Source organism: Sporofaciens sp. SGI.106 (assembly GCF_050314255.1).
In the GTDB taxonomy this organism is placed as follows: domain Bacteria; phylum Bacillota; class Clostridia; order Lachnospirales; family Lachnospiraceae; genus Claveliimonas.
This window is the reverse complement of the sequence record NZ_JBNPMZ010000041.1, coordinates 1-2,585: the sequence shown is the minus strand read 5'-3', so window position 1 is coordinate 2,585 and position 2,585 is coordinate 1. Positions and strand designations below refer to the sequence as shown.

The 2,585-nt window shown below is 33.3% G+C and carries 5 protein-coding genes; 3 read left to right on the top strand and 2 right to left on the bottom strand.

Annotation, left to right across the window (positions count from 1 at the left end):
• Nucleotides 1–273 precede the first annotated feature (273 nt).
• Both ACQRCC_RS15430 and ACQRCC_RS15425 read right to left on the bottom strand, forming a co-directional pair.
• On the bottom strand, nucleotides 274–792 hold the full coding sequence (locus tag ACQRCC_RS15430) for a hypothetical protein (RefSeq protein ID WP_427851632.1): 519 nt from the start codon (nucleotides 790–792) through the stop codon (nucleotides 274–276).
• Between the two features lie 104 nt (nucleotides 793–896).
• Nucleotides 897–1,265 (bottom strand): hypothetical protein, encoded by a 369-nt coding sequence (locus tag ACQRCC_RS15425; RefSeq protein WP_427851631.1) that lies wholly within the window; start codon nucleotides 1,263–1,265, stop codon nucleotides 897–899.
• Between the two features lie 177 nt (nucleotides 1,266–1,442).
• Between ACQRCC_RS15425 and ACQRCC_RS15420 the strand changes: the two genes are divergently transcribed.
• Genes ACQRCC_RS15420 through ACQRCC_RS15410 form a run of 3 tightly spaced genes read left to right on the top strand, consistent with a single transcriptional unit; the run spans nucleotide 1,443 to nucleotide 2,249 of the window.
• The gene (locus ACQRCC_RS15420; RefSeq protein WP_427851630.1) at nucleotides 1,443–1,727 is read left to right on the top strand and encodes a hypothetical protein; all 285 of its coding nucleotides are present in this window, start codon (nucleotides 1,443–1,445) and stop codon (nucleotides 1,725–1,727) included.
• On the top strand, nucleotides 1,724–1,996 hold the full coding sequence (locus ACQRCC_RS15415; protein ID WP_427851629.1) for a hypothetical protein: 273 nt from the start codon (nucleotides 1,724–1,726) through the stop codon (nucleotides 1,994–1,996). The genes ACQRCC_RS15420 and ACQRCC_RS15415 overlap by 4 nt, the downstream gene beginning before the upstream one ends.
• A 40-nt stretch (nucleotides 1,997–2,036) precedes the next feature.
• Complete coding sequence (locus ACQRCC_RS15410; RefSeq protein WP_427851628.1) at nucleotides 2,037–2,249, top strand: hypothetical protein; 213 nt, start codon at nucleotides 2,037–2,039, stop codon at nucleotides 2,247–2,249.
• Nucleotides 2,250–2,585 lie beyond the last annotated feature (336 nt).

Sequence of the window (2,585 nt, the reverse complement as noted above, 5' to 3'; positions counted from 1 at the left end):
CTTTTCAAGGTTCATCCGACTGGTGAATCTTAGTCGGCAGGCTCAAGATTCCGAGAGCCTATTAAATATATGATCCCATTTTCTTCCTCCTCTATTTCGCATTGAATCCCTATTAAACCGCATCCACAACACACATCCCTTCTAACAATATATTAATACACTTCAATTATAAATTTCTGGCATAGAAAAAGGGTTGCATAGCATACAACCCTTAACCCCATAAACATCCTTACCGACCAATTCTTCCTGCAACAGGTAGAATTGCAAAATCGTTTACTCATCGTAAAGAGAAAATAAATAACCGTTTTCAAAAATATCATACTCGTTATGCCATGATTCAATTTTCTCTAATTCTGTTTCCAGATCATCTATCTGTATAGTTGGATCTAGTTTTTGTGCCCAATCTGAGAAACGTTTAAAATCTTCTTCAAGACCTTTTTCTTCGATTTCCAATTCTTTCCTGCGTTTCGGAAGATCATCCAAAAAAATACCATTTTCTTCAATAGAATTTATCTCACTTTTTAACGATTCGATGATACAGATACTTCTATAAAAATAGTTTATATCCCCCAGTTCTTCTACACAATATCTGACAATATTAACTTTTCTTTTTCCTATTATCCAATTATCCAACAACACCCAGTCATCATAATTCTCATTGTTACATTCCGTCAAATCATCAATGAATTCCTGCATAAGTTCTTGGATAGTCATTCCTGCACGTGCAGCACACTCTGCAAGTTTTTCCCTATGTTTATCAGTCAATGATATTAGTATTTTATTTTTTTCCATGCTCTTTAACATCCTCCTTTGAAATCTATTTCTACTACCAAATCTATAATAGCAAATAGTGAAATCTTCTATTTTTTCGCACAGAAGATTCTTTTTATACTTATTTAATCCTTTTCATCTCTTTGCGTACCCAACAACTTCCATCTCCTTTCATAGAGTTCAATATTAATTTTCATCACATCATACTTACCCTCTGCCAGACATTTTCTCAAAAATTCTTCACGCTTTTTCTCATCCTCAGACAGATGATACGTCGAATCCAAACACAATCCCCCAGCTTCAAACAACTGCTTCGCTTGTCCAAAATTCGTTTTTAAAGCGAAACTTAACGGCCATAAATAATTTCGATTGGGAGGAAGCAACTCTGCTCTCATACGTGATAACGTAGATTTGTCCAAATTCGCTCGTCTTGCAATTTCTGCATCAGTCTCTCCATTTTTCAATTCGTCGATTAACTCACTAAGTGATTTCATATACACGTCCTCCTTATTTGTAAAACACTGTTTTATTGCTTAACTAAATGTTAACAAAACGGAACGTTTTTCATTTTTTTGCACAGGAAAATGGAAAGTTACACGCCATGCAACCATTTTTTAATAAACATACTTTAAAATAAAATAAAAATACGCAAACACAAAGGAGGATTTAAAATGTTAAGAATTACAGACTACTTTCAGACTAATGATTTAGAAGCTGATAGAATGATCTCTTCATTCATTTCAGCTCGCCTTTTAAAATTGTTGGAAGAAATTCAAAAAAATACTATTTCTGATTATTTTCCCGAAAAATACCCTGAATCAAAAAGGGAACCAGTCATCCAGGATCTATATAACCTTCTAAAGTCAGAAAATATGTATAACCCAGCACTAATTATGGAATACATAATCTTTCACTTAATTGAAGAAAAATCGAATATTGCAATGATAACAAAATGAGCACAATTGAAAGATTGCCGGCATCGGACCGGGAATATATTCTTCAAGTTTATAGAAATAATCCCCAAACCGTCCAAGAAGCCGAAGGTCTAGTGACAGATATTGAAGATTTAATAAGCTATCCTGATTCCTGTTTCTTAGATTTTGATTTCAAATTCTTGGATTATATGAGTGAAACAGAATTATTTCACTCGAAACTTAACAAAATGTTAGATATTGGAACCAAAGAATATATTATCTATTCCCCAGGGAAAATCATTTTTTCATGATGATACTAAGAAAATTTCGTTTCAGATGGAGGTAAATTACTTGAATAAGGATTTGAAATTCGACGTAACAAATGACGAAGACTTTTTTAGAGTTTTCTCAGAGGGTTATAATGCAGGCGCAGAAGTAATAGAACTAAAAGTTTTTATTAATCTAATGAATGAGGGTATGAGCATTGAAAAAGCTCAATCTATCATCGGAATGTCCAATAATGAAACAGAAAAATTTCTTAAAATAATAGAAGAGACTACCTAAATTCACTTTTCTCACATTTTCAAGAAATTTTTTCCGATAATCCATTCTTCCTTAACTAAGAAACGTCAGTTCCGGCTAAATACGGGTCTGGCGTTTCTCGCTACAGGAAGTAATTCCAATTATATTAAACTCAATAATAAAAACCACACTTCTTTTTCATCAATAAAACTGAAAACATTACAATATCACCTTAAACATTGATTATTTTTAATCACTTTTAAAATCCGCGACGGTTTTAAGATAAAAAATGGGCCTTTTTATATAATGGAATACCGAGCACGTCTCGCCCGGGGAATTGCCTCTGGTTCCGGAAGGGCGTCTGCTACTCCCATCAAA